Consider the following 26,470-nt stretch of genomic DNA (forward strand, 5'->3'; position numbering starts at 1 on the left):
AAGTCGAATCGTCGCACCGCCCCTCCCACATTTTGATCTGCGCTGGTTTTAAGATCTTGCCAAAGTCAGCAAGCGTTCACGCCACGCCGCCTTCGCCGGTAACGCCAGGAAGAAGGGGTTCAACAACGATGCCCGCGCCGGGTAGCTGAACGGCTCGCCACTCAACTCCAGTACCTCGCCGCCCGCCCCTTCCAATACACCCTGCGCCGCAGCGGTATCCCACTGCGAGGTCGGCGCCAGGCGCGGATAGCAATCGGCGCTGCCTTCGGCCAATAGGCAGAATTTCAACGAACTGCCGATATTCGCCAGCTTCAACTCCCCCACCCCTTCGCTCAAGCCATTGAGCAAACGCTCCTGCTCTGGGCTGGTATGCCGACGGCTGGCAACCACGGTGAAGGCTTCACCCGCCGCCGGAGTCTCGCGTACCTGGATCTGCCTGGGCGCTTCATTCACGTCCGAACGCCACGCGCCAAGCCCTGCGCCGCCGAAGTAGCACCGGCCGTTGGTGGGCATGGATACCACGCCAAATATCACACGGCCCTGTTCGATCAACGCAATGTTGACGGTAAATTCTTCACTGCCGGCGATAAATTCCTTGGTGCCATCCAGCGGGTCCACCAGCCACCACCGCTGCCAGCCGGCGCGTACGCTCTGGTCGATATCGGCGTCTTCTTCGGACAACACCGGGATACTCGGGTCCAGGGCTGTCAAACCGGCGAGAATCAGGTGATGGGCGGCCAGGTCCGCGGCCGTCACCGGCGAATCGTCAGCCTTGGACGTCACCGCCACTTCGGCGCGCCAGTACGGCAGGATGACTTCACCCGCCTGGCGAGCCAGTTCGATCACAGGGGCGATAAACGGGTGGCCTAAAAACAGTTCGCTCATGCGCTAAACGCTCCTCGCTGGGTCAACAGGTCTCGTACCAGATACAACGCAGCCAGCGCGCGGCCTTCGCTGAACTGCTCATTTTGCGCCAGTTGCGACAACTCGCGCAGGTTGACCCTGTCCACGCGCATCGGTTCAGGTTCATCACCTTCCAGGCGTTCTTCATAGAGGTCGGTGGCCAGCACCACCTGGATTTTCTGGCTCATATAGCCGGGGGACAGTGACAGCTCAGTGAGGTGCTCCAACTGGCGGGCGCCATAACCGGCTTCCTCCTTGAGCTCGCGGTCCGCCGCCGCCAGCACGTCCTCGCCGGGCTCGATCAGCCCCTTGGGCAAGGACAGCTCGTATTCGTCGGTGCCACCGCAGTACTCTTCCACCAGCAGCGCATGGTCGGCGTCGATCATTGCCACGATCATCACCGCGCCGTACCCGGCACCACGTCCCACCAGGCGCTCGTAGGTGCGTTCAACGCCATTGGAAAAGCGCAATTGCACTTCCTCCACGCGGAACAAACGGCTACTGGCGACTATTTCGCGGGCGAGGACGGTGGGTTTCTGGCGCATAAGCGGCTCCTTGGCGTGATCGGGTTACTATACCGTGGCTTTTCCGATTGTCTGTGTCGGATATCTTTACTTACATGAGACCGCCCCATGCCCTCTTTGCCCTGGCACGCCATCGACACTGTCCTGCTGGACATGGACGGCACCCTGCTCGACCTGCATTACGACAACCATTTCTGGATGGAACACCTGCCTCAGCGCTACGCCCAGTTGCATGGTGTGAGTCGGGCCATGGCCGAGATGGAGTTGCAGCCGCTGTTCGAGCGTAACGCCGGACAGTTGCAATGGTATTGCCTGGATTTCTGGAGCACCGAACTGAACATTCCGGTGCGCGAGCTCAAGCTGGAAACCGCCCACCTGATCGCCCTGCGCCCAGGTGCCGATACCTTTCTGGCGGCGATCAAACAGGCCGGAAAACGGGTGATCCTGATCACCAACGCTCATCGTGACTCGCTGTCATTGAAGTTGGAACGCATTGAGTTGGCGCCGTATTTCGAGCGATTGATCAGCTCCCACGACTACGGTTTCGCCAAGGAAAACCCGCAGTTCTGGGATGCCTTGCAAGCCGATATCCGGTTCGACCCGGCGCGCAGCCTGTTTATCGACGACACGTTGCCGATCCTGCGCAGCGCCCAGAAATTTGGCGTGGGGCATTTGCTGGCGGTGAAAGAGCCGGACAGCCAAAAAGGGCCCAAGGACACCGGGGAATTTGCCGCAGTCGAGGATTACCGGGACCTTATTGTCGGACTTTGACCCCTTGTGGGAGGGAGCAAGCCCCCTCCCACATTTTTACTTTGTGAATTACTCAGGAATACGCAGCGTCTGCCCTGGGTAAATCTTGTCTGGATGAGACAACAGCGGCTTGTTGGCCTCGAAGATATCGTTGTACCGGCTGGCCTTGCCGTAAACCGCCAGGGAAATCGCGCTGAGGGTGTCGCCCTTTTTCACCACGACGAAACGGGCGGCGGCAACTACCGGGCCGGTTACGGTGATCTGGTCATCCACACTGGCCACACCGGCAATGTTGCCGGCCGCCAGAATGATTTTTTCTTTCTCTTCCTGACTGGCCACGGTCCCTGTAAGCGTGACCTTGTCACCCTCGACAGTGGCGTGAACATCCGGATTACCCAGCCCGACTTCTTCAATGTGCTTTTTCAGATCATCACTGGCGTTGGCGTTGCCCGGCGTCAACAGCTTGACCAACTTCTCGCCGGCTTCCTTAACAAAGCTAAAAAGACTCATAGTGCGCTCTCCTTGATAGTTGATTTCCAGATGCCCAAGACTAGACCAGCCCCGAAGACTTGGGTTCCAGCCCGACCAAAGACCCAAACGCGCTAGAATCCCCCCGCCATTGGAATAAGCCCTGGAGCGAAGATGGACATCAAGCAGCTGAAATTCCTCATCGCCCTCGACGAGACCCGTCACTTCGGCCAGGCAGCAGCGCGTTGCCATATCACCCAGCCGACCCTGTCGATGCGCCTGCGCAGCCTGGAAGAAGAACTCGACCTGCCGCTGGTCAATCGTGGCCAGCGCTTCGAGGGCTTTACCGCCCCCGGCGAGCGAGTACTGGCCTGGGCGCGCACGGTGCTGGCAGCCTATGACGGCTTGCAGGCCGAAGCGGCGGCGTGTCGTGGCAACCTCGTCGGTACGTTGCGCCTGGGGGTGGTGCCGCTGTCGAGCTTCGATCCGTTGGCGTTGATGCAGCAACTGCACAAGGAACACCCGAGCCTGCGCTTTGAGCTTTCGGCCCTCAGCTCCGAACAGATTCTGGAACAACTGGCGAGCAATCGCCTGGACCTCGGCGTGTCGTACCTGGAGCGCCTGGACAATGAACGCTTCGACTCCCTGGCGCTCGGCGAAACCCGCATGGGCCTGCTCTACGACCAGCGCTATTTCAGCTTCGGCGACACACCGCTGAGCTGGGAAGCGTTGATCGAACTGCCCCTGGGCATGCTCACCAGCGGCATGCACTTTCGCCAGTCCATCGACCACAACTTCCACAGCCGGGGCCTGCACCCGCAGCCGCTGTTGCAAACCGATGCCGTCCATCAGTTGTTACAAGCGGTACACGGCGGGCTGTGCTGCGCGGTAATGCCCTTGGACGGTGGCCTGGATGCGCTCACCGAGCACTTGCGCCTGCAACCGATCGAAGACGCCCACACCCTCGCGCGCCTGGGGCTGATCATGCGTCGCAGCGCGCCCCGTTCGGCGCTGGCGGAAGCCTGTTTTGCGCTGTACCAGAAATTGCTGGCAGAGCATTGATCGACGTCATCTATCGGCAGATCAGTACTGGCAATTAGACGCGACGCTTTGTCGCGCCTAGTCTAGACACTGATCAATCCGCCGGTGGTACTGCCCCATGAACGCCAAGCGCCCAGTCTGCGCGGCGCCCGCCCCTGAAACGTCCGCGCCCGCCGCCAGCCAGAGCTACCAGTTCTGCAACCTCGAACACACAGAGGCCGCCAGCACGGCATTGGCGAAAGAAGTGGCGCTGGCAATTGCCTATAACGACATCAGCCAGGCAGTCATGCTGGTGACGCCCACTGACCTGGAAGACTTTATTGTCGGGTTCAGCATGGGTAGCGGCATTATTACCGACGTTGGCGACATTTATGACCTGAAACTCAGCGGCTCGGGCGCCACTCAATACGCTCAAGTCCAAATCTCCAGCCGCGCGTTTTGGAACCTCAAGCAGCAGCGTCGCCAATTGGCGGGCACCAGCGGCTGCGGTTTGTGTGGCGTGGAAGCCGTGGAACAGGCACTGCCAGACCTCCAAGTGCTGCCCGGCGCCCCCTTGCCGCCCGCCGCATGGCTCGACGGCCTGCGCCAACGCATCAGCGCCTTCCAGCCTTTGGGCCAATACAGTGGCGCCGTGCACGCGGCGGTGTTTATGAACAATCAGGGCGAACTGTTGCTGGGCCGCGAAGACATTGGCCGGCATAACGCCCTGGATAAGTTGATCGGCGCCCTGATCCGCCAAAAGATCCCGACAGCGGGTGGCCTGGCAATTGTCACCAGCCGTTGCAGCCTCGAATTGATCCAGAAAGTCCTGCGCGCGGGCATCCAGACCCTGGTCAGCCTGTCGTCGCCCACCGGCCTGGCCCTGCAATGGGCGCGCCGGCACAACCTCAACCTCATCCACCTGCCGCAGAAAAGTGCGCCGCGGGTCTACAGCCCTGCGATGGAGTACCAGCCATGAGCAATCACCACCAAGCCGACCAAACCCCAACCCCGCGCTACAAGCCCTACAAAGGCCCGGCGGGTGGCTGGGGCGCGTTGATCAGCGTGGCGCAGGCGTGGCTGACCAGCGACAACGCGCTGAAAAACATCCGCATGATGCTCAAGACCAACCAGAACGGCGGCTTCGACTGCCCAGGCTGCGCCTGGGGCGACTCGCCGGAAAGCGGCATGGTCAAGTTCTGCGAAAACGGCGCCAAGGCCGTCAACTGGGAAGCCACCAAGCGCCGTGTCGACGCTGCATTCTTCGCCAAGCACAGCGTCACCGCGCTGCTGGAACAAAGCGACTATTGGCTGGAATACCAGGGCCGCCTGACCGAACCGGTGCGCTATGACGCCGAGACCGACCGCTACAAACCCATCAGTTGGGACGCAGCGTTCGACCTGATCGGCAAGCACCTCAATGCACTGCCCAGCCCTGATATGGCCGAGTTTTATACTTCCGGCCGTGCCAGCAACGAAGCGGCGTACCTGTATCAATTGTTTGTACGCGCCTACGGCACCAACAACTTCCCGGACTGCTCGAACATGTGCCACGAAGCCAGCGGCGTGGCCTTGGCGCAAAGTGTAGGCGTCGGCAAAGGCACCGTGACCTTTGACGACTTTGAACATGCCGACGCGATTTTCGTCTGGGGCCAGAACCCCGGCACCAACCACCCACGCATGCTCGAACCGCTGCGTGAGGCCGTGAAACGCGGCGCCCAGGTGGTGTGCATCAACCCGCTGAAAGAGCGCGGCCTGGAACGCTTCCAGCATCCACAGCACCCGCTGGAAATGCTCACCAACGGCGACAAGCCAACCAATACCGCCTACTTCCGCCCGGCGCTGGGGGGCGACATGGCCATCCTGCGTGGCATGGCCAAATTCCTGCTGCTGTGGGAGCGCCAGGCCCAGGCTGAAGGCAAGGAAGCGGTGTTCGACCACGACTTCCTCAACGAGCACACGACCAACGTGCTCGATTACCTGGGCCAGATCGACGACACCTCCTGGGATGAAATCGTCGCGCAGTCCGGCTTGCCCCTGGTCGAGATCGAGCAAGCGGCGCGCATGTACGCCAAAGGCAAGAACGTGATCATGTGCTGGGCGATGGGCATTACCCAGCACCGCCATTCGGTGCCGACCATCCAGGAGATCGCCAACCTGATGCTGTTGCGCGGCAACATTGGCCGCCCGGGCGCCGGCCTGTGCCCGGTGCGCGGTCACAGCAACGTGCAGGGCGACCGCACCATGGGCATCAACGAACGCCCACCGGTGGCGTTCCTCGACGCCCTGGAACGCCGCTTCCAGTTTCAGGTGCCACGTACCAACGGCCACAACGTGGTGGAAGCGATTCACGCCATGCTCGAAGGTCGCTCCAAGGTGTTCATCGGCCTGGGCGGCAACTTCGCCCAAGCCACGCCGGACAGCCCGCGCACCTTCGAAGCACTGCGCAATTGCGACCTGACCGTACAGATCAGCACCAAGCTCAACCGCAGCCACCTGACCCACGGCAAAGACGCACTGATCCTGCCGTGCCTGGGCCGTACCGACATCGATATCCAGGCCGAAGGCCCGCAGGCCGTGACCGTGGAAGACTCGTTCAGCATGGTCCACGACTCCAACGGCCAATTGCAGCCGCTGTCGAAACTGATGAAATCCGAGCCGGCCATCCTCGCCGGCATCGCCGCCGCCACCCTGGGCAGCAAGCCGGTGGACTGGAACTGGCTGGTGGGCGACTACAGCCGCATTCGCGACCTGATCGCCGACACTATCCCAGGCTTCAAGGACTTCAACGAACGCCTCAAGCACCCGGGTGGCTTCTACCTCGGTAATTCCGCCGGTGCGCGTCGCTGGAACACACCGTCGGGTCGCGCCAACTTCCGCCCGAATATCCTGCCCGCAGACCTGATCCACGAACGCACCCACGCCACCGGTCGCGTGCCAGACCTGATCATGCAATCCATGCGTTCCCACGATCAGTACAACACCACCATATATGGCCTGGATGACCGCTATCGCGGGGTGAAAGGCCAGCGTGACGTGCTGTTCGTCAACGAAGCCGACATCATCCGCCTGGGTTTCAAGCCGGGGCAGAAGGCTGACATCGTGTCGTTGTGGGAGGACGGTCGGGAGCGCAGGGTGAAAGGCTTTACCTTGCTGGCGTTTGATATTCCGGCGGGGCAGGCAGCTGCCTACTACCCGGAAGTGAACCCGCTGGTGCCGCTGGAAAGCACGGGGGATGGCAGCCATACGCCAACGTCGAAGTTCGTGGCGATTCGTTTGGAAGCGGCAAGTGACAGTGGGCTGATCATGGCCCGCTCGGCCTGACGAGAATCCGGACACAAAAAAGGCCGCTTTTGCATAAAAGCGGCCGTTCCGAAGTAGCTAAAGACCCACAAAAATTACTTAAGTTCCCCTGCTAAAACAGTAACTTATGGAATTGTGCACAACTCGTGTTACTGGTCGGATTTCTATTGTCACAATGTCGATACAGCCTCAGGATCGCGCCGTCATCCTCTTGAGGTCTCTCTATGAAGTTCTCCTCGATTCTCTTGTTGTCCCTTGGCCTGGTCAGTGGCGCAGCCATGGCCGGTGGCACCACCGAAGCCGGTGTGGGCGGCGCATTGGGCGGGGTACTCGGTTCGGTTGTGGGCCAGCAGGTCGGCGGTAACACCGGTTCGGCCATTGGCGCAGCCCTGGGCGGTGCGGGCGGCAGCGCGGTGGGCGCCGACAAACGCAGCCGCGGCGAAGCCGCTATTGGCGGCGCTCTGGGCGCAGCCGGCGGCAACGTGGTAGGCCGCAGCATGGGCGGCACCACCGGCAGCCTGATCGGCGCAGCTGCCGGCGGCGGCGCGGGTGGCGCACTGGGCAACTACATGGGCAACAAGAGCGATGACGACGACCGCCGTTATCGTGGCCGTGACGACCGTCGCTACTACCGGGACGGTCATCCTGGCCGTGGCCATGCCTATGGGCATCGCAAGAACAAACATCACTACCGTGATTGATCAGATCTAGAGAACATCGAAGAAACACTGTGGGAGGGGGCTTGCTCCCTTCCACATGGGTTTCCATGCAAAGTCAGGCCACCAACCCCTGCAACGCTTCGCGTAATCGCCCCGGAATCATCACCGGCTGGTTCGACCCACGATCCACGAACACATGCACGAAGCGTCCCGCCGCACAGGCCTCCTCTTCGCCCGCCTTGAACACCGCCAACTCATACTGCACTGAACTGTTGCCCAACTTGCCTACCCGCAGGCCGATTTCTATACGGTCGGGAAAGGCGATCGACGCAAAGTAGTCACACGCCGAACTCACCACGAACCCCACCACTTCGCCATCGTGAATATCCAACCCGCCCTGCTCGATCAGGTAGGTATTCACCGCCGTGTCAAAGAAGCTGTAGTAGGTCACGTTGTTCACATGGCCATACACGTCGTTGTCGTGCCAGCGCGTGATGATCGGCTGGAAGTGACGGTAATCGGCGCGTTGGGGCGTTGAGTCGGGCATGGGCACACCTCATGAAAGTGGGTTTACAGGTCATTCAAATGGGCTGCTGCCCATTCGCGCACTTCGGCGTAGGGGTAGTCTTCCAGCGCTGCAAACCCCGGAATGCCCCGTGCCTTCAACTTGGTGAACAACGGCACGCTGATACCGCCCAGGAAGCGCGTCAGCCGCTCCGCACCAGGCAAGTGACCGGTGTGCTCATGATGCCTGTGGATAAAATCACCGCACAGTCCCATGAAGTTTTTATCCACAAGCGGCGGCAGGCTCGGCGGCGCCGGCAAATGCGCGACATGACCGTGGCACACCGAACAATGCCCGCAACGCTGCGGCGCATTCTCATCACCAAAATACTGGGCGAGGCGTTGCCCCAGGCAATGATCGGTGGCAAACAGGTCGAGCATGGCGTGAATCCGTGCAACTTCTCCCACCTCGTGCTGCTTGAAGCCTGTGTATAACTCAGCACTCAGTGCCTGTGGATCAAAGTCGGTATTGAGCAGGCTATAGACCTCAGTCATCTGCTTGCTTTCCAGCTCGATCAGGCCCTGTTCCTGGAAGTAATCCAGCGCCTTCACCACCCGATTGCGCTCGGCATTGTGCTGTTGATACAGCGCGTCGAAATCCACCGTCGCCCAGGTTTTCGCACGTTTGCACACCTGGACGATCGCCGCGACAAACTGCTGGCGCTCGCCGGAAAAACGCGCCAGCAAGGCGTCGGGCTCTATCAGGTACTTGAAGCGGTACTCGGCATAAAACGCATAGCGCGGGGCGATCACGCCCTTGAGCTCCAGCTGGACCAGCAACGTCTTGAGCGGCAGCTCGCGGATGTTGCTATGGTCCGACAGCGAACGCAGCAGGAACTCCCACTGCCCATCGCTGCGCACCGCCTGCAACTCTTCCAGTACACGGCGAATCCCTTCCTGCTCGGGCGTGTCGCCATACACAAAGTTCTCCAGCACATTGAGGCTGTCGCGGTTGGCCAGTACCAGGCAATCGGACGGCTGCCCATCGCGCCCCGCACGGCCGATTTCCTGGCTGTAGTTCTCGATGGACTTGGGCAGGTCGAAGTGCACCACATTGCGAATGTCGCTCTTGTCGATCCCCATGCCAAACGCAATGGTGGCGACGATGCAATTGGAGCGTCCCCCCATGAAGCGCTGTTGGATGCCCTCGCGCTTATCGTGGGGCAAACCCGCGTGATACGCCTCGGCCTGGATGCCGTTGCGGTTCAGGTGCTCGGCAATCTGCTCGGCGGTTTTCTGCAAGGTGACGTAGACGATGCTCGGCTGGTTGGCGCGTTCGCCCATCCACTGCACCAACCGCCGACGCTTGTCTGCGCCCGCTACCGGCTCCACCAGCAGGTTGAGGTTGGGCCGGTAGAAGCCTGTGGTGACCACGTCGCCTGGGGCAATGGCGAACTTGGCCTGCATGTCGGCAATCACCTTGGGCGTGGCCGTGGCAGTCAACAGCAGCGCTTGTGGGATATTGAACTGGCGCTGGTAGTCCGGCAGCTTCAGATAGTCCGGACGAAAGTTGTGACCCCATTCGGAAATACAGTGCGCTTCGTCCACCACCAGCAACGAGATCGGCACGCTTTGCAGAAAGTTGCGAAAGCGCTCGTTCTTCAAACGCTCCACGGAAATCATCAGGATTTTCAACTCGCCCGAACGCGCACGCGCCATCACATCGTTGGCGTCATCGCGGCTCTGGGCCGAATCGATACTGCCGGCCGAAATGCCATGGCGTTGCAGGAACCCCAACTGGTCCTGCATCAGCGCCAGCAACGGCGACACTACCAACGTCAGGTGCGGCAGCAATACCGCCGACAGCTGGTAACACAGGGACTTTCCCGACCCGGTAGGGAAAATCGCCGCGGCCGAACGCCCGGCCAGTACGGCGCTGACGGTTTCTTCCTGGCCCGAACGAAACTGTGGATAACCAAAGACCTGCTGGAGGGTGTCGTGCATAGCTGTCACTCCATTGACCGCTGAAGGTGGCTCAAAAACATAGCCTGGGATATTCAGCGAATCGAGAAAGGTCGTGAGGAAAAAAGAGACAGGATGATACACAGGGTGCAGCCATGGCCTTGGGCCAAATGTGACAAGTTCGACTGGGTCTGCAGGAACGCCACAAACCAAATGTGGGAGAGGGCTTGCTCCCGATGGCAGTAGATCCGTCAGTTATGAGTAACCGATCCACCGCTATCGGGGGCAAGCCCCCTCCCACATTTTTAGAGCTGCGCTACGGCTGGATCAGCGGTTTTGCACCCGCTCGATAGCCGTGTCATACACTGGATTGGCCTTCTGCTCCTTGGCCAACTGGTAATGACGCAACGCATCCGCGAACTGCCCCGCCGCTTCGTAGATCCGCGCGATGTTGTAGTAGGCACCGGCCCGCACGGTTGCGGCATTGGCGCCGCTCGCCAGGGCGATGGCCTTGCGGTTGGCCCAGATCGACTCGGCGGTGTTGCCAGCTTTCTGATACGCCAGGCCCAGGTTGCCGTAGGCTTTGCCGAAGCCGTTGTCCAGCTCGATGGCCTGACGGAACAGGTCGATGGCTTCATCCAGCTTGCCCGCCTGGTAGGCCGCCTCACCTTGCAGGTTCAGACGCTTCGCATCCGTTTGTGCGGAAGAGCTGACAGCCACGGCCGCGACCGCGACGCTGTCATCCAGCAACGGCTTGACTTCGTTGAGCACATCCTTGGCGTCCACATTCACACCGCTGAAGGTGTTGATGTCCTGGAAGTCACCGCTGCCCGTCATGCGGAACACGGTCCACAGGTTGCCACTGCGGTTTTTCGGCACGTAGTAGGTGCGCACCAGGGACTGGCCCATATACACGAACACCTTGGCTTCGCTGTTGGAGAGTTGGCGCGAACCCGGGTTGGCGATGTTGGTGAAGTCATGCACGGCATATACGTAGCTTTCGCCGTAGTGTTTTTTCTGCAGGGTGATGGTTTCCGGGCCGTAGCTGTCGACGTCATCCACGTCCAGCTCGGCATCGGTACCTTTCTGATTCTCGAAATAGATATTGTTGCCAGGGAAGATCATATGGGAGTCGAGGTCTTCCGGGGTCTTGCCCCAGGTCAGCACCACACGCAGGCCGTCGAGGTTTTCCATCACTGGGCTGATGGCGTAGGTCATGCCTTTGCACGGGCACTTCACCACCAGGTTTGAGTAGCCGGGCTTCTTGATGATCAACAGGTTGCTGGCATCATCAGCGGCTTCGCTGGTGAGGGTCACCTGGCCCTGGGCGTTGGTACGGCCTACCACGTTCTGCGCGCCGTTGCGTTGCAGCAACACTTCGGCGTCGGCGATTTTCTGATCCTTGACCACTGCGCTGAGCACCTCGATCGGCAACTGCTCGGCCTGGATCGAAAACGCCACTGCGCACAAAGACATCGCCGAAGCGACACGAAGCAAACCCATGCTTAACTCCCTTTAAGTAGTGGACGGAATCGTCCTACAAGATTTTGCGGTGAAACATACGCTGAATTCAGCACGCCGGCGGACTTTTTATACAAAATGTGACGTGGTTTTTATCCCGCCTGCCCGCTGACGCATTGCGCTACAATCAAACCTTGCTACCCAGGAGTACGCTGCGATGAGCGAACTGACGTTTGAGCAAAAACAGGATCACTATCACAAGATCCGCCGTTCCAATTACCTGGCCAGCCTGCGCCTGGAAGGGTTCGACACCCAACCCGCCGATGTCGACAAACCCCTGCCGACCCGTGAAGCTGTCCTCGCCAAGTACCGCAACACCCCACGCTGATGCTCGACAAATACGGGGTGGGCCAGGATCCGTACTGCTACCCCGGTAGCAGCGTCCTGCGCAACCGCCTCGATTTGCACGATGAAGCGCGCCTGCACCAGGCCGAGCGGGAATTATCCGAAATCGCCGTAGGCGGCCTCCCACTCTTCCCGCCGCCCTACGATCTTGAACGGCTGCAACACATCCATCGCACCCTGTTCGGCGACATCTACGACTGGGCCGGTGAACTGCGCAGCGTCAACATCCAGAAAGGCGACACCCTGTTCTGCACCCCGGAACGCATCCCACCAGAAGCCGCGAAGATCATCCGGCAGATGGCCGAGGCAAACTGGTTTATCGGCGAGAGCCAAACCGAGTTGGTGAGCAAGGTCGCCGAGGCCTATGGCGACCTCAACGTCATCCACCCCTTCCGCGAGGGCAACGGCCGGGCGCAGCGGATTTTGTTTGAACAGATCATCGTGAACGCGGGGTATTCGGTGAACTGGTGGCTGGTCAAGCACGCGGCATGGATACCGGCGAATATTGACGCGGTGGCGTGTGATTATCGGGGCTTGGAGGCGATTTTCGAGCGGTGTATCAGCAGGCCTGCAGGGCAATGATCGTTCCACACACTCAGCATGGGAGCGCCGCCTGTGACGCTCTGCGTCCCGCCATCCGCGCACGGCTTGAACCCTCGGCAGGGGTGGATGCATTCCCACGCGGGAGCGCGGGAACGGTCTGATCAACGATGACGCGGTAAACCAGAAGAAACGCGGCGGCGTTGAGTTCTTCGCGAGCCGCTCGCACCTACAATTGAGCAGCTTGGCCTGTCGAAGCATTGCTAAGTCACCAGTGCCAGAAACGGTTGTAGGAAACCTCCAAACACCGCGACATCCTCTTCCCAAACTGCTTCAAATACCCGTTCAACCCTCTACAGAAGTTACCCGTAGCTGAATGAAAATAACGCCCTCTCAACTGTTTCGGCAGAAACCCGTGAACATCGAAAGGACTCAACACATCGGCCACTACGGGGTCATCTTCACCGTGATGCGCTTTGCAGTGATGCCCGGCAATAGCCATGTCCTGGTCAGCCCTGAGCGATCACTCTCAACCTTCGTCCGACAATACCAAGGTGGGTGAAACGATGACCGAATACTCTTTTTGGATATTCCTCATCACCCTCGTCTTACTCGCCGTATTGCTCGACAGAAAGATGAAGCGTCCTGCCCTCAGAACGTGGCTTGGGTTCGCCCTGATAGTGACAAGCCCAACACTCCTGTTTGGCGCCACGCGCTGGGTAACCGAGCTACAATTCGACAGCATTCCGGTGCTCGCTTTTAGCTACGGCATTCGCTTGCTGGTCACTCGAAACAGTTACCGCCTCCAACGCAACCCTCCCCCTCACCCACTCCTGCGTGCCCCCACCATGAACCTCGCCCCCAACTTCCCCGAAGACCCCGTGATGCAGCAGCTCCTGCAACTGCTGCACGAAGAAATCGGCCTGCCGAAACACAAGACCATCCGCCTGCAAACCTCACTCAATTTCGACCTGGGCTGTGACGGCAGTGAAGCCAAGCAACTCATGGAAGCACTGGAGCAGGAATTTGCCCTCGACCTGGGCGACTACGACACTTATCGTTACTTCAACCCACCGGTCTTTGACGTGTTCCTCAAGCGTCGAGCCAAGGGGCGTGGCGAAAAGGTCCCGCTGACCATCGGCATGCTCTACCTGGCGATCAAAACCCACAGCTGGGATACGCAGACGCTGGAAAACCTGAGCTGAGCGACCGTCGACTTCAGGCACACCATTGGATCTGCGCTAACCTGGCGAGCCGCGCTCAAAACAACAAGGACCTTACATGGATGTAACAATGGGCCTGCTGGCCGCCCTGCTCTGGGGTGGCACAGACTTTCTCGTGGGCCTTAACGCCCGGGCCGTGGGCGTTAAACGCGCGGTGTACTTCGGCCAAGCCCTCGGCGTCCTGATCATGACCCTGCTGCTGGTGATCTTCCCGGCCTTGCTTCTCAAGGCCCTGAACGCCTCCCTGAGCACCTGGCTGCTGGGCATTGCTGCCGCGCTGTTCACCGTCTCCGGCGCCCTCGCCCTGTCCAAGGCTTTCGCCTTGGGCAAAGCCGCCATCGTCGCGCCGCTGGTGACGTCCTACGGCGTCGTCACTACCCTGCTGTCCTGGGCGAGCGGCGAACACATCAGCCTGATCCAGCTCAGCTGCATTGTCCTGTGCGTCATCGGTGTAATCCTCTCCAGCATTCACAAGGACAACGGCGTCCCCCACAGCACGTCAAACCGCTCCATCGCCTACGCCATGCTCGCGGCGATGCTGTACGGCACCAGTTTCTGGTTGCAAGGCCGCTACACGCTACCGACGCTGGGAGCGATCACCATGCTCTGGCTCGGCTACCTGGTGGGCCTATGCGTGCTGGTGGTGATGGTGTTGAAGATCAAGGATGGCCTAAAGATCCCGCCGTTGAAAAACTGCGCGGCGCTGACCGGCGCGAGTGTGATGAACCTGGGTGGTTTCTCGGCGTTTTCGTGGGGGGCGATGGCAGGGTCGGTGTCAGTAGTGACGGTCATCAGTACGTTATCAGGCGGGATTGCGGCGATCCTGGGGTTTGTGTTTTTCAAGGAACGCTTGTCGGCGGTGCAGCTGCTGGGGGTTGTGCTGGTACTGGTCGGGGCCGTAGTCCTGCACCTTGCGCAATGATCAGCGCCCACAAAAAAGCCGCCCACTGGGGGCGGCTTTTTAACAGCGACTGACTCTTACAACTTCGGACCCGCAGCCTTGATCGCATCACTCACTTCAAACTTCTTGAAGTTCTCGATGAACAGGCCGGCCAGCGCCTTCGCTGCCTCGTCGTAAGCCGCCTTGTCAGCCCAGGTGTTACGTGGGTTCAACAGGCCAGTCTCAACACCCGGTACCGCCAACGGCACGTCCAGGTTGATGGTGTCGAGGTGCTCGGTTTCAACGCCGATCAGCGCGCCGCTCTGGATCGCTGCGATCACGCCGCGAGTGGTCGGGATGTTGAAGCGCTTGCCGACGCCGTAGCCGCCGCCGGTCCAGCCGGTGTTGACCAGGTAGACCTTGGAACCGAAGCCGCGGATGCGTTTGATCAGCAGCTCAGCGTACTCACCGGCAGGGCGTGGGAAGAACGGCGCGCCAAAGCAGGTGGAGAAGGTCGACTTGATGCCGCTGCCGGAACCCATTTCGGTCGAGCCCACCAGTGCGGTGTAGCCGGACAGGAAGTGGTAGGCCGCTTGTTCTTCGCTGAGGATGGACACTGGCGGCAGTACGCCGGTCAGGTCGCAGGTCAGGAAGATCACCGCGTTAGGCTCGCCACCAAGGTTCTTCTCGGAACGCTTGGCCACGTGCTCAAGCGGGTAGGCCGCGCGGCTGTTCTGGGTCAGGCTGACATCGGAGTAGTCGGCGTGCCCGGCCTCGTCGATGACGACGTTTTCCAGCACGGCGCCATGCTTGATGGCTTTCCAGATAACCGGCTCGTTCTTCTCGGACAGGTCGATGCACTTGGCATAGCAGCCGCCTTCGATGTTGAACACCACGCCTTCGCCCCAGCCGTGTTCGTCGTCACCGATCAGGTAACGGCTTTCGTCGGCAGACAGAGTGGTCTTGCCGGTGCCGGACAGGCCGAAGAACAGCGTCACGTCGCCTGCTTCGCCAATGTTGGCGGCGCAGTGCATCGGCAAAACGTCGGCAGCCGGCAGCAGGAAGTTCTGTACCGAGAACATGGCTTTTTTCATCTCACCGGCGTAGCGCATGCCGGCGATCAGCACTTTTTTCTGGGCGAAATTGAGGATCACGCAACCGTCGGAGTTGGTGCCGTCACGCTCTGGCACGCATTCGAAGTTGGCCACGTTGAGCACTTGCCACTCGTCACGGCCGGCCGGGTTGTACTTGGCTGGGTTGATGAACAGGCAACGACCGAACAGGTTCTGCCAGGCAGTCTGGGTGGTCATCTTCACGGCCAGGTAGTGGTCTTCGGAAGCCCCTACATGCACGTGGGAAACGAAATGCTCTTGCGCGTTGTTGAACGCCTCGACACGCGCCCACAGGGCGTCGAACTTGTCGGCCGGAAACTTGCGGTTGATCGGGCCCCAGGCAATGGCGTCCTGGGTGGAAGGCTCTTCAACGATGAAACGGTCGACTGGCGAACGGCCGGTACGGTGACCGGTTTCTACGACCAGCGCGCCAGTATCGGCAAGCACGCCTTCACCGCGCTGCAGGGCTTCTTTGACCAGATCGTCAACACTCAGATCGGTGTATACGGCGTTATTGGCTTGCGTCATGAGGTTCCCCGTCGGCCTATGGCCGAGTGCTCCAAACGTTTTGTAGTAGAAAGTTGCGCACTACTACCGCGAAAAAAGTGGGCCGGATTATGCCAGAAAAGCCCAAAAAAAGTAGGGCCCTCCCGTCAGAACAGCGCTAATCCGGCATTTGTCAGGTGATTTACCTGTACTTAAACGTTTTAGTGGCGGGTATCGGAAGGGGTATCAATGCCCGCCCCGGCGAACAATTGAGCCACATCGGCAGCATCGAACAGGTAGCGCTCGTTGCAGAACTGGCAATCGATCTCGATATTTCCACCGTGCTCCACCACCAATGCCTGCGCATCTTCCAGGCCCAGGCTGACCAGCGCATTGGCCGAACGCTCGCGCGAGCAGCTGCAATTGAAGCGCAGGGACTGTGCATCGAACAGGCGTACAGCCTCTTCGTGGTAGAGGCGATGCAGGATGGTTTCGTTATCCAGGGCCAGCAGCTCTTCAGCGGTGAGGGTGCCCGCCAGGGCGGTCAGCTTGCGCCAGCTGTCGGTGCGCTCATCGTCGTCCTTGATGCGGTCGGCCGGCAATTGTTGCAACAACAGGCCACGGGCACACATGCCGTCGGCGTTGAGCCAGAACTTGGTGCCGACTTGCTGGGACATCACGAAATAGTTGGTGAAGCAATCCGACAGGGTTTCGCCGTCGAGGTCGACGATGCCCTGGTAGCGCTGGCCTTCGGTGGGGTCAACGGTAATTGCCAGCACGCCGTTGGCCATCAGGTCGGACAGGGTCGCGTCCGGGGTGATCAAGTCGGCGTCGTAACGGGCCAGGCCACGGATTTCCCGCTCGCTGGAACATTCGATCATCAGCATCGGAACAGGGCCTTCGGACCGCGCCTGAAGAATCAGCAAACCATCGAATTTCATGGTGCCTACCAGCAGCGAAGCCGCCGCCATCAACTCACCGAGCAGTTGCGCGACCGGCTCCGGATAGGGGTGCTTGGCAAGGACTTCGGCATAGCTGCGCTCCAGCGAGACCAGTTCGCCGCGGGCGTCGATCTCGTCGAAGATGAAGCGTTGGGTGAAGTCGGTATCCGGTAAATCAGTCATAGGTCTGGGTATCTGAATTGATGACAAATTGATGACAAGGTTTATAAAATTAAACGCTTTAGCACCAAATTGGTGCGGTTTTCTCCTGGCAACAGAGAGCTTATATAGAGCGAAGAGGGACAGTTTATGAACAATCCGGGTTTGTTCCAAGCCAAGTGGAACCTCCGGCGATGGGCTCTTTGCAATCTACTCGCTATCGGACTGCTGGTTTTTTGGCTGTGGCCCACGGGCCAGATGCTGTGTGTGATTTTCGACGAGTGGCTGTTTCACCTGCTCAATGACCCGCTGGCGACCAGCCCGACCTGGCTGCACACGTGGGCCGTAGCCAGTCTGCGGCCGTTTGATGCGGTGGTCGGGGTTATCTTGCTGACGTTGCTGATTCGCGGTGACTGGGTATTCAAGGCCGCGCAGGTGCGCCAGGCGACGTTAGGATTTGTCGGCATTCTGCTGCTGTTGCTGTTCATCCGCATGCTGTTTTCCAAACTCGCGGCACAGATGGGCTGGCAACACAGCAGCCCGTCGATGGTCATCAGCGGCGCCATTCAAATGAGTGACTTTTTCCCTGGCCTGGAGAAGGCCTGGGAGCTGAAAGACCGTTCGAGCCAGAGCTTCCCGGGGGACCATGCTTCGGTGTTGCTGATCTGGGGGATGTTCATGACCGTGTTCGCCAGGCGGGTTGGCCAGGTACTGGTGATCTGGGGCCTGGCGCTGTTGTTCATGATGCCGCGCCTGGTGGCGGGGGCGCACTGGGGCCAGGACGATTACATCGGCGGCGTGCTGCTGGCGTTGCTGGCGCTGGGGTGGGGGTATTACACGCCGTTTGCGGCGAAGGTGTCGGGCGCTTTGCTACACGTGACGGCGCCGCTGTTCGGCCTGTTTCAGCGAGTGCCGCTGATCGGTCGACTCAGTGTCGTGAGGGCAACGCATTAGCCTGCGGCGAGCGGGCTTGCCACAACAAGCCCGCCACCGTTCGACAAGGTCAATCATCATTGCCACTGCCGCGAAACTTGAACAGGTCGCGGCGCTGCTTCTTGCTCGGCTTGCCATCGGTGGTCATGCCGGTGGCACCTGCCTTGCGCATGGCCGCCGCATTTTCGCGCTTGGCGATGCTGGCTTCCGTTTCGACATACAGCGCTTGCGCTTCGGGTGCACCACGGCGAACGGTGGAAAGTGCCTGGACCACGACGGTCTTTTCTTCAAAACCTATACGAACCTGCAACTCATCGCCGATCCGCGGCTCCTTGCCCGGTTTGCAGCGCTCGCCGCGATGATGCACCTTGCCGCTCTCAATAGCGGCCTTGGCCAGGGCACGCGTTTTAAAGAAACGCGCCGCCCACAACCACTTGTCCAGACGGACTTTTTCTTCCTCTTCCTGCTTTTGAGCCACTTGAATTCCTCGCTCTGAAAAATGTCGCAACTTTACCGTTGAAACCCTTCGACGCATAAACCCCCAGGCTCACCTAAGATACGCCAGGTAGTAACTTGTTTACGCGAGGATATCCTGTGACCGAATTCCCGACTTCACTCACCTCGCCTGATCAACGCTGCGTGGGGTGCCAGCAAAGCGAACCCCTGGGCTTTGATTTCGCTTTCGCCTACCAGCCTATCGTAGACCTGCGTGACCATTCGATCTTTGCCCACGAGGCCCTGGTGCGCGGCACCCATGGCGAAGGGGCGCTGTCAGTGCTGGAGCAGATCAACGATAGCAACCGCTACCGTTTCGACCAGCGCTGCCGCACCCTGGCGATTGCCGGTGCCGCGGCACTGGGCATGCAAACCCGACTGTCCATCAACTTCATGCCCAATGCCGTCTATCGGCCCGAGCTGTGCATTCGCAGCACCCTGGAGGCAGCCCGGGCACATAACTTTCCACTGAACCAGCTGATTTTCGAGACACTGGAAAGCGAGCATGTAGATAACTATCGCCATTTGACCAATATTCTGCGTGAATACCGCGAATTCGGCTTCATGACCGCCATCGACGATTTCGGCGCGGGCTATTCGGGGCTGAATCTGCTGGCTGATTTCCAACCTGACCTGATCAAACTCGACATGGCGCTGATTCGCGATGTCGACCAGGATCGTGTCCGGCAGGTCATCGTCCAGGGGATTGTCACAATCTGTGAGCAGTTGGGGGTTACTGTCATCGCCGAAGGTATCGAAAGTGCCGGGGAGCGTGACTTCCTGTCCGACTGCGGAATATTTCTGATGCAGGGATACTGGTTCGCCAAACCCGCATTCAAAGCCCTGGCCGAGGTTACACCGAAGGCTTGGGCGAATTGACCGGTTACCCATATTGAAGACATTTGACCATTTGACCGTTGTGGGTCTGCGTGAGTGGGTAGCACTTCCCGACCTGGGAGTGGCTGGCCTGCGCGCCAAGATCGACACCGGTGCCAGCACCTCAAGCCTGCACGCCACCGACATCGAGCCTTTTGAGCGTGACGGTGAGAAGTGGGTGCGCTTTACCGCGCACCTGGGCAGCGTTGTACAACTGCGCCACCGCCGCTGCGAAGCACCCCTGGTGACGATGAAAACCATCAAGAGTTCCAACGGCCATGCGCAGGTGCGCTACGTGATCAGCACCACCTTGGCATTGGGTGATCGGGTGTGGCGAGTTGAGTTCACCCTGGCCTGCCGCAAGGCCATGCGTTACCGCCTGCTGCTGGGCTCCAAGGCGCTGATTGACGGCCACCTGGTGGTCAATCCCGGCGTCAAGTACGTTCAAGACAAGCCGGTGTTCCCGGTCTCTACAATTTCTACCCCAGGTGCTGCATGAAGATTGCTGTGCTGTCGCGAAACCCGCGTCTGTATTCCACCCGCCGCCTGGTCGAGGCCGGCACCGAGCGTGGCCATGAAATGGTGGTGATCGACACGTTGCGTGCCTACATGAACATTGCCAGCCACAAGCCGCAGATTCACTACCGCGGCAAGCCGCTGGAGGGATTCGATGCGGTGATCCCACGTATTGGCGCCTCGGTAACGTTCTATGGCTGCGCCGTGTTGCGCCAGTTTGAAATGATGGGGGTGTACCCACTCAATGAATCGGTCGCCATCGCGCGCTCGCGGGACAAGCTGCGTTCCCTGCAACTGCTTTCGCGTCGCGGTATCGGCCTGCCGGTCACCGGGTTTGCCCACTCCCCCGACGATATCCCCGACCTGATCGAAATGGTCAACGGTGCACCGCTGGTGATCAAGGTGCTCGAAGGTACCCAGGGTATCGGTGTGGTGCTGTGCGAAACCGCGACGGCGGCCGAGTCGGTGATCGAGGCCTTCATGGGCCTCAAGCAGAACATCATGGTGCAGGAGTACATCAAGGAAGCCGGCGGTGCGGATATCCGCTGCTTCGTGGTGGGCGACAAGGTGATTGCAGCAATGAAGCGCCAGGCCAAGCCGGGTGAGTTCCGCTCCAACCTGCACCGGGGCGGCAGCGCCAGCCTGATCAAGATCACCCCGGAAGAGCGCATGACCGCGCTACGGGCGGCCAAGGTCATGGGGTTGAGCGTGGCAGGCGTGGATATCTTGCGCTCCAATCACGGGCCGCTGGTGATGGAGGTAAACTCATCGCCGGGCCTGGAAGGGATCGAGACCACCACCGGCAAGGATGTGGCGGGGATCATCATTCAGCACTTGGAGAAGAGTGGCGGGCCGAATATGACCAGGACCAAAGGCAAGGGCTAGCACTACCGCCCCTGACGCAATCTATAACCCAATACGGGAGGGGCCGCCCCTCCCCTATTTTGATCTGGGTTGTTTGCTAGACAGCGTCCCTGGGCAACATCAGCCCCAGCGGCAAGCGCACCCGCGCCTCCAGACCGCCGCCCTCACGGTTACGCAGTTCGACGTTACCGCCATGCATCGACGCAATCCGCCGCACAATCGCCAAGCCTAAACCGGTGCCCTTGCCACCCCGGGCACGGTCGCCACGGGTGAACGGGTTGAAGATGCCTTCCAGCTCCGCAGGGTCGATACCCGCTCCTCGGTCCATCACGCTCAGCACCACATAAGGCGCTGCGCTGTCGCCGGACACATATGCCGCTACTTCCACATCGGAACCGGCGTGGTGCAAGGCGTTTCCGATCAGGTTGTTCAACAGGCGCTTCATGGAAACCCGGCGCAACGCGAACGGCTGGATCGGCTCCAGACGCATACGCACCTGTTCGCCATTCTGGTTGTAGGGCGCCACCACCTCGCGCACCAGGTCGGTGAGGTCGACTTCTTCCACGACTTCATCACGGCCATCGCGGATAAACGCCAGGAACTGGTCGAGAATCGCGTCCATATCCTCGATATCGCGCACCATGTCATCGGTCAGGTCGGTATGGTTGCCCATCAGTTCCAGGGACAAGCGCAATCGCGTCAACGGCGTACGCAAGTCATGGGACACCCCCGCCAGCATGAGCTCGCGTTCGCGCCCGGCCTGTTCGACGTCCTCCGCCATCTGGTTGAACGCGCCATACACCTCGGTCATCTCGCTGGGAGTATCGCTGACCGGCAGGCGCACGCTGCGCCCCTGCCCCAGCTGGCGGGCGGCAAATACCAGGCGTTTGAGAGGCTGGTTGAGCTGACGCACAAAGATCCACGCCGACGCCGTCGAGAGCAGGCCGATGGCCAGGAACCAGCCCAACACGTTCCAGATCTTCTGTCCCCGCAGTGGGTGCGGGTACAGCGGTACTTTCAACCAGTCTTCACCCAGGCTCGGCGCGCGCACCCACAACGCTGGAGAAACGTGCATACGCAACCGAACCTCGGTGTCTTCACCCAGCTCCGCCTGCATCTGGCGCTGGTAGATTTCACTGTAGGGCCAATGCTGTTCTCCCTCCGGCACACCCGCGCCGGCGACGCGCACGAGGGTGGCCGCCTTGGCGATCTTCTCGCGGTTCTCGGGATCGGCGGCCCAATAGGCACGCAATGTCAGTGCAACGCCGTGGCTGTATTGTCGATCCACCAGCACGTCCTCGTTCATCAATAGATAAACCAGCGTCAGTGCCTTGGAGAACAGAACGACGATCAGCACCAGCCAAAGGGTGCGGGAGAAAAAACTTTGGGGGAACCACAGCGGGGTTTTCATAGAAGACAGCTAGACACCTTGCAGGAACGAGCAGCGCTCGCAGAATTGCAGACGCCGGGTATCCCGTCGACCCTCATCGGGCCAATCGCCAGGATACCCGCCCCTGCAAATCATTGGTCACTTGGTTGCGGTGCCATCCGGCACGAACACGTAACCCACACCCCATACCGTCTGGATATACCGCGGCTTGGATGGGTCCGGCTCGATCATCCGGCGCAGACGGGAAATCTGCACGTCGATGGAGCGTTCCAGGGCATCCCACTCGCGGCCACGGGCCAGGTTCATCAGCTTGTCGCGGGTCAGCGGCTGGCGCGCGTTCATCACCAGGGCCTTGAGCACGGCGAATTCACCGGTAGTCAGCATGTGAACTTCGTCACCACGCTTGAGTTCACGGGTGGCCAGGGACAGCTCGTAGTCGCCAAAGGTGACGCTTTCGTCTTCACTGCCCGGAGCACCCGGTACCGAAGGTGCCTGGCGACGCAATACGGCCTTGACCCGCAACATCAACTCGTCAGGGTTGAACGGTTTGGCCAGATAGTCATCAGCGCCCAGTTCCAGGCCCTTGATGCGGCTCAGCTCATCACCCTTGGCAGTCAGCATGATGATGGGGATCTGGTTGTTTGCGCTGCGCAGGCGTTTGCAGGCGGTGAGGCCGTCTTCGCCAGGCAACATCAGGTCGAGTACGACCAGGTTGAACACTTCACGCCCCAGCAGGCGGTCCATCTGCTCGGTATTCGGTACCGCGCGGGCACGATAGCCCTTGGAGTTGAAAAAGCGCTCCAGCAGGCTGCTCAGCCCCGGATCGTCGTCAACGATGAGAATTTTTTCGCCTTCAGCAGTTTGTGCAGTGCTGCTCATTGGATGCTCCTCTTATCTCGGCGCGCATTATGGCGTAGCTGCCGTTATACGCACCGTGTGCATTGTTAGCAGATTTTTCCTCTACCGCCAGCGAACCCGTGCCCTGCCTCACATTTGGCGCAGTACCCCCCAAGGGCAGAACGCTGGTTATAATGCGGCGCCTTCGTGCAGGGCAACGTCAGATCGTTACCGCTTACTGCCGGGCTTTTTTCACCCGCTTGTCGTGATTTTTTCGATTTCGAGGGTCAATAGGCAGCCTCTTGACCCAGGCAGCGGCGCCAGTCGGGCCGCTCAACCAGCCTCGCAAGGCCTTGTTTTCCGGGCCTGCGAGCTGCTTCTAAGAATTTCAGGTGGTTTTATGGACAGCATCAACAGCCGCATCGCCGAAGAACTCGGCGTACGCCCACAACAGGTCGAAGCGGCCGTCGCTCTACTGGATGAAGGCTCCACGGTGCCCTTCATCGCCCGTTACCGAAAAGAAGTGACCGGCAGCCTCGACGACATCCAGTTGCGACACTTGGAAGAACGCCTGCGCTACCTGCGAGAACTCGACGAACGGCGCATCAGTATCCTCGCCAGCATCGAGGAACAGGGCAAGTTGACCCCGCAATTGGAACGCGACATCAAGCTCGCCGACACCAAGACCCGCCTCGAAGACCTTTACCTGCCCTACAAACAGAAGCGCCGCACCAAGGGCCAGATCGCCCTGGAGGCCGGCCTGGGCGAGCTGGCCGACGGCCTGTTCAACGACCCGTCGCTGACCCCGGAGACCGAAGCCGCGCGCTTCATCAACGCCGAAAAAGGCGTCGCCGATGTGAAGGCCGCCCTCGAAGGCGCCAAGTACATCCTGATGGAGCGTTTCGCCGAAGACGCCAACCTGCTGGAAAAACTGCGCAATTACCTGAAACAGGAAGCCACCCTCAGCGCCCGCGTCATCGCCGGCAAAGAGGAAGAAGGCGCCAAGTTCCGCGACTATTTCGAACACGACGAACCGCTGAAAAGCATGCCGTCCCACCGCGCCCTGGCGATTTTCCGCGGCCGCAACGAAGGCATTCTCAGCTCCGCGCTGAAAGTCGGCGACGAACTGCCCGGTACCATGCACCCGTGCGAAGGCATGATCGGCCAGCAATTCGGCATCCAGAACCAGAACCGTCCTGCCGACAAGTGGCTCGGTGAAGTGGTGCGCTGGACCTGGAAGGTCAAGCTCTACACCCACCTGGAAACCGACCTGCTCGGCGAGCTGCGCGACGGTGCCGAAACCGAGGCGATCAACGTATTCGCCCACAACCTGCATGACCTGCTGCTGGCCGCCCCGGCCGGCCCGCGCGCCACACTGGGCCTCGACCCGGGCCTGCGCACCGGCTGCAAGGTCGCCGTGGTCGACGCCACCGGCAAGTTGCTGGACCACGCCACCGTGTACCCGCACGTACCGCACAACAAGTGGGACCAGACCCTCGCGATCCTGGCCGCCCTGTGCGCCAAGCACGCCGTGGACCTGATCGCCATCGGCAACGGCACCGCCAGCCGTGAAACCGACAAGCTGGCCGCCGAACTGATCAAAAAATACCCAGCAATGAAGATGACCAAGGTGATGGTTTCCGAAGCCGGTGCGTCGGTGTATTCGGCGTCGGAGCTGGCGTCCAAGGAATTCCCGGACCTCGATGTGTCGATCCGTGGCGCCGTGTCCATCGCCCGTCGCCTGCAGGATCCGTTGGCCGAGCTGGTGAAGATCGACCCTAAATCCATCGGCGTCGGCCAGTACCAGCACGACGTGTCGCAGCTGAAACTGGCGCGCGGCCTGGATGCGGTCGTGGAAGACTGCGTGAACGCCGTGGGCGTGGACGTGAACACCGCCTCCGTCGCACTGCTGGCGCGTATCTCCGGGCTCAACGCCACCCTGGCACAGAACATCGTGACCCATCGCGACGAAAACGGTGCGTTCAAGACCCGCGCCGCGCTGAAAAAAGTCGCCCGCCTGGGCGAAAAAACCTTCGAACAGGCCGCCGGCTTCCTGCGCGTCATGAACGGCGACAACCCACTGGACGCCTCGGCGGTCCACCCGGAAGCCTACCCGCTGGTCCAGCGCATTGCCGCCGAGACCGACCGCGATATCCGTTCGCTGATCGGCGATGCCGCATTCCTCAAGCGCCTGGACCCGAAGAAGTACACCGATGAAACCTTCGGCGTACCGACCATCACCGACATCCTGCAAGAGTTGGAGAAACCTGGCCGCGACCCGCGTCCCGAGTTCAAGACCGCCGAGTTCCAGGACGGCGTCGAAGACCTCAAGGACCTGCAACTGGGCATGATCCTCGAAGGCGTGGTGACCAACGTGACCAACTTCGGCGCCTTCGTGGACATCGGCGTGCATCAGGACGGCTTGGTGCATATCTCTGCACTTTCGGAGAAGTTCATCAAGGACCCGCGCGAAGCGGTGAAAGCCGGTGATGTGGTCAAGGTCAAGGTCATGGAAGTCGACATCCCGCGCAAACGCGTCGGCCTGTCGATGCGCATGAGCGACACCCCCGGCGAGAAAATCGACGGCGCCCGTGGCGCACGCCCAGGCTCGGCCCCCCGGCCGTCGCAGAACAACGCGCCGCGCAAGGAAACCGCGACCGCCGCCCCGGCCAACAACGCCATGGCTTCGCTGTTCGCCAATGCCAAGCAGTTGAAGAAGCGCTGATGGAGATCCCAGCCGGCTTGACCCAGAGCGCGTTCAGCGAGCTGATCGGCTGCCGCCTGCAACGCCTGGAGCCAGGCGTTGCCGAGGTGGCCCTGACCCTGGAGCCGCACTTGCGCAACCGCGCAGGCAAGCTCCATGGCGGGGCGATTTTCAGCCTGGTGGACATCACCATGGGGCTGGCGTGCTCCAGCTCCCATGGGTTCGACCAGCAGAGCGCGACCATCGAGTGCAAGATCAACTACATCCGCGCCGTGGAAGACGGTGATGTGCTGTGCACCTCCCGAGTGATCCACGCAGGCCGTCGCACGCTGGTGGTCGAGGCTGACGTGTACCAGGACGAAAGACTTGTCGCAAAAGCGCAAGGCACCTTCGCTGTCCTATAGCTCCCCACCCTCGATTTGAGTTAATTTCGGCGCTGCGATAACGGCGTCGGAATTTTCTTGCTGCGCTATAGCCCAATTCATGGAGTGAAGTAGGCTTTTTCAAAGCGAGTCAAATCGACTCAAAACCAGGCGATAACGCCAGTTTTAACTT

The 26,470-nt window shown here is 60.4% G+C and carries 26 protein-coding genes; 15 read left to right on the forward strand and 11 right to left on the reverse strand.

Annotated elements, in window-relative coordinates:
* Positions 1-48: 48 nt before the first annotated feature.
* Both cysQ and nudE read right to left on the reverse strand, forming a co-directional pair.
* Entirely contained in the window at positions 49-885 is an 837-nt protein-coding gene (gene cysQ, locus A7317_RS01080; RefSeq protein ID WP_024072821.1) for a 3'(2'),5'-bisphosphate nucleotidase CysQ, read from the reverse strand.
* The gene (nudE, locus tag A7317_RS01085; protein WP_024072820.1) at positions 882-1,448 is read right to left on the reverse strand and encodes an ADP compounds hydrolase NudE; all 567 of its coding nucleotides are present in this window, start codon (positions 1,446-1,448) and stop codon (positions 882-884) included. Before nudE ends, cysQ begins: the two co-directional genes overlap by 4 nt.
* A gap of 87 nt (positions 1,449-1,535) precedes the next feature.
* Between nudE and yrfG the strand changes: the two genes are divergently transcribed.
* Positions 1,536-2,198 (forward strand): GMP/IMP nucleotidase, encoded by a 663-nt coding sequence (yrfG, locus tag A7317_RS01090; protein ID WP_069075030.1) that lies wholly within the window; start codon positions 1,536-1,538, stop codon positions 2,196-2,198.
* A 48-nt stretch (positions 2,199-2,246) separates the two neighbouring features.
* On the opposite strand, the gene lysM is transcribed toward yrfG, so the two are convergent.
* Complete coding sequence (lysM, locus tag A7317_RS01095) at positions 2,247-2,687, reverse strand: peptidoglycan-binding protein LysM (RefSeq protein WP_024072818.1); 441 nt, start codon at positions 2,685-2,687, stop codon at positions 2,247-2,249.
* Positions 2,688-2,819: 132 nt separating this feature from the next.
* Here lysM and A7317_RS01100 point away from each other — a divergent pair, with 132 nt between their 5' ends.
* The 4 genes from A7317_RS01100 (at position 2,820) to A7317_RS01115 (ending at position 7,669) form a co-directional block, all read left to right on the forward strand.
* Positions 2,820-3,707, forward strand: coding sequence for a LysR family transcriptional regulator (locus tag A7317_RS01100; protein ID WP_024072817.1), 888 nt, complete (start codon positions 2,820-2,822; stop codon positions 3,705-3,707).
* Positions 3,708-3,804: 97 nt separating this feature from the next.
* Positions 3,805-4,644, forward strand: coding sequence for a formate dehydrogenase accessory sulfurtransferase FdhD (gene fdhD / locus A7317_RS01105; RefSeq protein WP_069075031.1), 840 nt, complete (start codon positions 3,805-3,807; stop codon positions 4,642-4,644).
* Entirely contained in the window at positions 4,641-6,989 is a 2,349-nt protein-coding gene (locus A7317_RS01110) for an FdhF/YdeP family oxidoreductase (RefSeq protein WP_024072815.1), read from the forward strand. The genes fdhD and A7317_RS01110 overlap by 4 nt, the downstream gene beginning before the upstream one ends.
* A 203-nt stretch (positions 6,990-7,192) precedes the next feature.
* Entirely contained in the window at positions 7,193-7,669 is a 477-nt protein-coding gene (locus tag A7317_RS01115) for a glycine zipper domain-containing protein (RefSeq protein WP_017848563.1), read from the forward strand.
* Between the two features lie 73 nt (positions 7,670-7,742).
* On the opposite strand, the gene A7317_RS01120 is transcribed toward A7317_RS01115, so the two are convergent.
* The 3 genes from A7317_RS01120 to A7317_RS01130 all read right to left on the reverse strand — a co-directional run bounded on the left by A7317_RS01120 (position 7,743) and on the right by A7317_RS01130 (position 11,596).
* On the reverse strand, positions 7,743-8,174 hold the full coding sequence (locus tag A7317_RS01120) for an acyl-CoA thioesterase (protein WP_069075032.1): 432 nt from the start codon (positions 8,172-8,174) through the stop codon (positions 7,743-7,745).
* 23 nt (positions 8,175-8,197) lie between these two features.
* Positions 8,198-10,135 (reverse strand): RecQ family ATP-dependent DNA helicase, encoded by a 1,938-nt coding sequence (locus A7317_RS01125; RefSeq protein ID WP_069075033.1) that lies wholly within the window; start codon positions 10,133-10,135, stop codon positions 8,198-8,200.
* Between the two features lie 285 nt (positions 10,136-10,420).
* Positions 10,421-11,596: a tetratricopeptide repeat protein gene (locus tag A7317_RS01130; protein WP_024072812.1), complete on the reverse strand. Its 1,176-nt coding sequence runs from the start codon at positions 11,594-11,596 to the stop codon at positions 10,421-10,423.
* A gap of 175 nt (positions 11,597-11,771) precedes the next feature.
* Here A7317_RS01130 and A7317_RS29735 point away from each other — a divergent pair, with 175 nt between their 5' ends.
* The 4 genes from A7317_RS29735 (at position 11,772) to A7317_RS01145 (ending at position 14,644) form a co-directional block, all read left to right on the forward strand.
* Positions 11,772-11,942, forward strand: a complete 171-nt coding sequence (locus tag A7317_RS29735) for a YhfG family protein (protein WP_003236014.1) — start codon at positions 11,772-11,774, stop codon at positions 11,940-11,942.
* Positions 11,942-12,541 (forward strand): putative adenosine monophosphate-protein transferase Fic, encoded by a 600-nt coding sequence (locus A7317_RS01135; protein WP_024072811.1) that lies wholly within the window; start codon positions 11,942-11,944, stop codon positions 12,539-12,541. The genes A7317_RS29735 and A7317_RS01135 overlap by 1 nt, the downstream gene beginning before the upstream one ends.
* A gap of 806 nt (positions 12,542-13,347) precedes the next feature.
* Positions 13,348-13,704 (forward strand): DUF1493 family protein, encoded by a 357-nt coding sequence (locus tag A7317_RS01140; RefSeq protein WP_017848567.1) that lies wholly within the window; start codon positions 13,348-13,350, stop codon positions 13,702-13,704.
* Positions 13,705-13,792: 88 nt separating this feature from the next.
* Positions 13,793-14,644 carry an EamA family transporter gene (locus A7317_RS01145; RefSeq protein ID WP_069075034.1) on the forward strand — a complete coding sequence of 284 codons (852 nt, stop codon included), beginning with the start codon at positions 13,793-13,795 and terminating at the stop codon, positions 14,642-14,644.
* Positions 14,645-14,700: 56 nt separating this feature from the next.
* On the opposite strand, the gene A7317_RS01150 is transcribed toward A7317_RS01145, so the two are convergent.
* Both A7317_RS01150 and hslO read right to left on the reverse strand, forming a co-directional pair.
* A complete protein-coding gene (locus A7317_RS01150) occupies positions 14,701-16,242 on the reverse strand; it encodes a phosphoenolpyruvate carboxykinase (RefSeq protein WP_024072808.1) in 1,542 nt (513 codons plus the stop codon).
* Positions 16,243-16,421: 179 nt separating this feature from the next.
* Positions 16,422-17,324 carry an Hsp33 family molecular chaperone HslO gene (gene hslO / locus A7317_RS01155; protein ID WP_069075035.1) on the reverse strand — a complete coding sequence of 301 codons (903 nt, stop codon included), beginning with the start codon at positions 17,322-17,324 and terminating at the stop codon, positions 16,422-16,424.
* 126 nt (positions 17,325-17,450) lie between these two features.
* On the opposite strand from hslO, the gene A7317_RS01160 reads away from it, so the two are divergent.
* Positions 17,451-18,254, forward strand: a complete 804-nt coding sequence (locus tag A7317_RS01160; protein ID WP_024072806.1) for a phosphatase PAP2 family protein — start codon at positions 17,451-17,453, stop codon at positions 18,252-18,254.
* Between the two features lie 49 nt (positions 18,255-18,303).
* Here A7317_RS01160 and A7317_RS01165 read toward each other — a convergent pair whose 3' ends face one another.
* A complete protein-coding gene (locus A7317_RS01165; RefSeq protein WP_024072805.1) occupies positions 18,304-18,711 on the reverse strand; it encodes an RNA-binding S4 domain-containing protein in 408 nt (135 codons plus the stop codon).
* Between the two features lie 116 nt (positions 18,712-18,827).
* Between A7317_RS01165 and A7317_RS01170 the strand changes: the two genes are divergently transcribed.
* Genes A7317_RS01170 through rimK form a run of 3 tightly spaced genes read left to right on the forward strand, consistent with a single transcriptional unit; the run spans position 18,828 to position 21,005 of the window.
* Complete coding sequence (locus A7317_RS01170) at positions 18,828-19,607, forward strand: EAL domain-containing protein (RefSeq protein WP_024072804.1); 780 nt, start codon at positions 18,828-18,830, stop codon at positions 19,605-19,607.
* 31 nt (positions 19,608-19,638) lie between these two features.
* Entirely contained in the window at positions 19,639-20,103 is a 465-nt protein-coding gene (locus tag A7317_RS01175) for an ATP-dependent zinc protease (RefSeq protein WP_172831368.1), read from the forward strand.
* Positions 20,100-21,005 (forward strand): 30S ribosomal protein S6--L-glutamate ligase, encoded by a 906-nt coding sequence (rimK, locus tag A7317_RS01180; RefSeq protein WP_024072802.1) that lies wholly within the window; start codon positions 20,100-20,102, stop codon positions 21,003-21,005. Before A7317_RS01175 ends, rimK begins: the two co-directional genes overlap by 4 nt.
* Before the next feature lie 76 nt (positions 21,006-21,081).
* Here rimK and A7317_RS01185 read toward each other — a convergent pair whose 3' ends face one another.
* Entirely contained in the window at positions 21,082-22,395 is a 1,314-nt protein-coding gene (locus tag A7317_RS01185; RefSeq protein ID WP_024072801.1) for an ATP-binding protein, read from the reverse strand.
* Between the two features lie 117 nt (positions 22,396-22,512).
* A complete protein-coding gene (gene ompR, locus A7317_RS01190) occupies positions 22,513-23,253 on the reverse strand; it encodes a two-component system response regulator OmpR (RefSeq protein ID WP_024072800.1) in 741 nt (246 codons plus the stop codon).
* A 358-nt stretch (positions 23,254-23,611) separates the two neighbouring features.
* Here ompR and A7317_RS01195 point away from each other — a divergent pair, with 358 nt between their 5' ends.
* Both A7317_RS01195 and A7317_RS01200 read left to right on the forward strand, forming a co-directional pair.
* Positions 23,612-25,936 carry a Tex family protein gene (locus tag A7317_RS01195; RefSeq protein ID WP_024072799.1) on the forward strand — a complete coding sequence of 775 codons (2,325 nt, stop codon included), beginning with the start codon at positions 23,612-23,614 and terminating at the stop codon, positions 25,934-25,936.
* Positions 25,936-26,319 carry a PaaI family thioesterase gene (locus tag A7317_RS01200; protein WP_024072798.1) on the forward strand — a complete coding sequence of 128 codons (384 nt, stop codon included), beginning with the start codon at positions 25,936-25,938 and terminating at the stop codon, positions 26,317-26,319. The genes A7317_RS01195 and A7317_RS01200 overlap by 1 nt, the downstream gene beginning before the upstream one ends.
* Positions 26,320-26,470: the final 151 nt, after the last annotated feature.

It is taken from the genome of Pseudomonas fluorescens, from assembly GCF_001708445.1.
In the GTDB taxonomy this organism is placed as follows: domain Bacteria; phylum Pseudomonadota; class Gammaproteobacteria; order Pseudomonadales; family Pseudomonadaceae; genus Aquipseudomonas; species Aquipseudomonas gorinensis.

Bases quoted from the DNA above. Each gene is read 5' to 3' on its own strand.
- cysQ (WP_024072821.1), bottom strand. From the start codon at position 885: ATGAGCGAACTGTTTTTAGGCCACCCGTTTATCGCCCCTGTGATCGAA.
- nudE (WP_024072820.1), bottom strand. From the start codon at position 1,448: ATGCGCCAGAAACCCACCGTCCTCGCCCGCGAAATAGTCGCCAGTAGC.
- yrfG (WP_069075030.1), top strand. From the start codon at position 1,536: ATGCCCTCTTTGCCCTGGCACGCCATCGACACTGTCCTGCTGGACATG.
- lysM (WP_024072818.1), bottom strand. From the start codon at position 2,687: ATGAGTCTTTTTAGCTTTGTTAAGGAAGCCGGCGAGAAGTTGGTCAAG.
- A7317_RS01100 (WP_024072817.1), top strand. From the start codon at position 2,820: ATGGACATCAAGCAGCTGAAATTCCTCATCGCCCTCGACGAGACCCGT.
- fdhD (WP_069075031.1), top strand. From the start codon at position 3,805: ATGAACGCCAAGCGCCCAGTCTGCGCGGCGCCCGCCCCTGAAACGTCC.
- A7317_RS01110 (WP_024072815.1), top strand. From the start codon at position 4,641: ATGAGCAATCACCACCAAGCCGACCAAACCCCAACCCCGCGCTACAAG.
- A7317_RS01115 (WP_017848563.1), top strand. From the start codon at position 7,193: ATGAAGTTCTCCTCGATTCTCTTGTTGTCCCTTGGCCTGGTCAGTGGC.
- A7317_RS01120 (WP_069075032.1), bottom strand. From the start codon at position 8,174: ATGCCCGACTCAACGCCCCAACGCGCCGATTACCGTCACTTCCAGCCG.
- A7317_RS01125 (WP_069075033.1), bottom strand. From the start codon at position 10,135: ATGCACGACACCCTCCAGCAGGTCTTTGGTTATCCACAGTTTCGTTCG.
- A7317_RS01130 (WP_024072812.1), bottom strand. From the start codon at position 11,596: ATGGGTTTGCTTCGTGTCGCTTCGGCGATGTCTTTGTGCGCAGTGGCG.
- A7317_RS29735 (WP_003236014.1), top strand. From the start codon at position 11,772: ATGAGCGAACTGACGTTTGAGCAAAAACAGGATCACTATCACAAGATC.
- A7317_RS01135 (WP_024072811.1), top strand. From the start codon at position 11,942: ATGCTCGACAAATACGGGGTGGGCCAGGATCCGTACTGCTACCCCGGT.
- A7317_RS01140 (WP_017848567.1), top strand. From the start codon at position 13,348: ATGAACCTCGCCCCCAACTTCCCCGAAGACCCCGTGATGCAGCAGCTC.
- A7317_RS01145 (WP_069075034.1), top strand. From the start codon at position 13,793: ATGGGCCTGCTGGCCGCCCTGCTCTGGGGTGGCACAGACTTTCTCGTG.
- A7317_RS01150 (WP_024072808.1), bottom strand. From the start codon at position 16,242: ATGACGCAAGCCAATAACGCCGTATACACCGATCTGAGTGTTGACGAT.
- hslO (WP_069075035.1), bottom strand. From the start codon at position 17,324: ATGACTGATTTACCGGATACCGACTTCACCCAACGCTTCATCTTCGAC.
- A7317_RS01160 (WP_024072806.1), top strand. From the start codon at position 17,451: ATGAACAATCCGGGTTTGTTCCAAGCCAAGTGGAACCTCCGGCGATGG.
- rimK (WP_024072802.1), top strand. From the start codon at position 20,100: ATGAAGATTGCTGTGCTGTCGCGAAACCCGCGTCTGTATTCCACCCGC.
- A7317_RS01185 (WP_024072801.1), bottom strand. From the start codon at position 22,395: ATGAAAACCCCGCTGTGGTTCCCCCAAAGTTTTTTCTCCCGCACCCTT.
- ompR (WP_024072800.1), bottom strand. From the start codon at position 23,253: ATGAGCAGCACTGCACAAACTGCTGAAGGCGAAAAAATTCTCATCGTT.
- A7317_RS01195 (WP_024072799.1), top strand. From the start codon at position 23,612: ATGGACAGCATCAACAGCCGCATCGCCGAAGAACTCGGCGTACGCCCA.
- A7317_RS01200 (WP_024072798.1), top strand. From the start codon at position 25,936: ATGGAGATCCCAGCCGGCTTGACCCAGAGCGCGTTCAGCGAGCTGATC.